Source organism: Actinosynnema sp. NPDC023658 (assembly GCF_040639995.1).
Taxonomy (GTDB): domain Bacteria; phylum Actinomycetota; class Actinomycetes; order Mycobacteriales; family Pseudonocardiaceae; genus Actinosynnema.
Map to the genome: position 1 here is coordinate 1 of NZ_JBFAAX010001151.1, position 1,648 is coordinate 1,648.

Sequence of the window (1,648 nt, forward strand, 5' to 3'; positions counted from 1 at the left end):
GGGGATCGGCCGCCCGATCGGCGGCGCACCGCCGCCCGCCTCCAGCGGCTCGCTCCACGAGGCGACCACGGTCGACTCGGTCGGGCCGTAGGCGTTGATCATCCGTCGGCCCGGCGCCCACCGCCGGACCAGCTCCGCCGAGCTGGCGTCGCCGCCGACGACCAGCGTGCGGAACGTCGGCAGCTCCACGCCGTCCGGCACGGTGGCCAGCGCCACCGGCGGGATCAGGCCGTGCGTGACGCCGAACGCGGTGACCACCTCCACCAGCTGGTCGCCCAGCAGCGGCCCCGGCGGCGGCACGACCAGCGCCGCGCCCGCGGGCCAGGCCATGCACAGCTCCAGCACCGACGCGTCGAAGCTGGGGGAGGAGAACTCCAGCACCCGGTCGCCCGGCGTGACCTCGAAGTGCGCGATCTCGGCCGTCGCGAACGTGGTCAGGCCCGCGTGCGACACGACCACGCCCTTGGGCCGCCCGGTCGAGCCGGACGTGTAGATCACGTACGCGGGGTGCTCGGGTCGCACGGCCACCACGGGGTCGGTGTCGGGCTGCCCCGAGGTGTCCACCGGCCCGTCCAGCACGACCAGCGGCCGGGCGTCGTCGAGCATCAGCGCGATCCGGTCGGCCGGGTACTCCGGGTCCACCGGCAGGAACGCCGCACCGGTCTTGAGCACCGCCAGCTCGGCCACCAGCAGGTCGACCGACCGCGGCAGCCGCAGCGCGACGATCCGCTCCGGTCCCGCGCCCAGCCCGATCAGGTGGTGCGCCAGCCGGTTCGCGCGGGCGTTCAGCTCGGCGTAGGTCACGTCGGCCGCGCCGGTGAGGGCCAACGCGTCGGGCGTGCGGGCCACCTGCGCCTCGACCAGCCCGACGAGCCCCGGCCCCTGGTACCCCGGCCCGCCCGAGCCCCACGACTCCAGCAGGTCCCGCTCGGTCGCGGGCAGCACGGGCAGCGCCCACAGCGGGCGGTCGGCGTCGGCCGCGATGCCGGACAGCAGCACGCCCAGGTGCTCGACCAGCCGCTCGACCGTGCCCGCGTCGAACAGGTCGGTGTTGTACTCGACCGACCCGTGCAGCCCGCCGTCCTCGTCCTCGGTGAACTCCACCGTGACGTCGAACCCGGTGCTGACCACGGGCTGCGCCACGTCCTCGGCCACCACGCCGGGGAAGCCGGGGGCCTGCGGCGCGTTCTGCAGCGCCACGACCGCCTGGAACAGCGGCGTGCGACTGGTGTCGCGGTCGGGCTGGACCGCGTCCACCACCCGCTCGAACGGCACGTCCTGGTGGGCGAACGCGTCGAGCACGGTGTCGCGGGTGCGGGCCAGGAACTCCGGGAACGTCGCCGTCGGCTCGACCCGCGCCCGCAGCGCGACCGTGTTGACGAAGAACCCGACCAGGTCCTGCGTCTCCGGCCGGTCCCGCCCGGACGCCACCGTGCCCACCGCGAAGTCGTCCTGCCCGGACCACCGGTGGAACAGCACCTCGCAGGCCGCCACCAGCGCCATGAACAACGTGCCGTCGACGGCCCGCGCCAGCTCGCGCAGCCGTTCCGCGACGGCCGCCGGCACGGTGAACTCGGTCTGCGCGCCCGCCGTCGTCTGCACGGGCGGCCGGGGCCGGTCGGTGGGCAGCTCCAGCGCGGGCAGGTCC

1 protein-coding gene is annotated in these 1,648 nt (G+C 75.6%); it reads right to left on the reverse strand.

The window, feature by feature from the left end; all coding sequences use genetic code 11:
• The coding region (locus AB0G02_RS39035) for an AMP-binding protein (RefSeq protein WP_360805195.1) at positions 1–1,648 on the reverse strand (1,648 nt) is incomplete at both ends.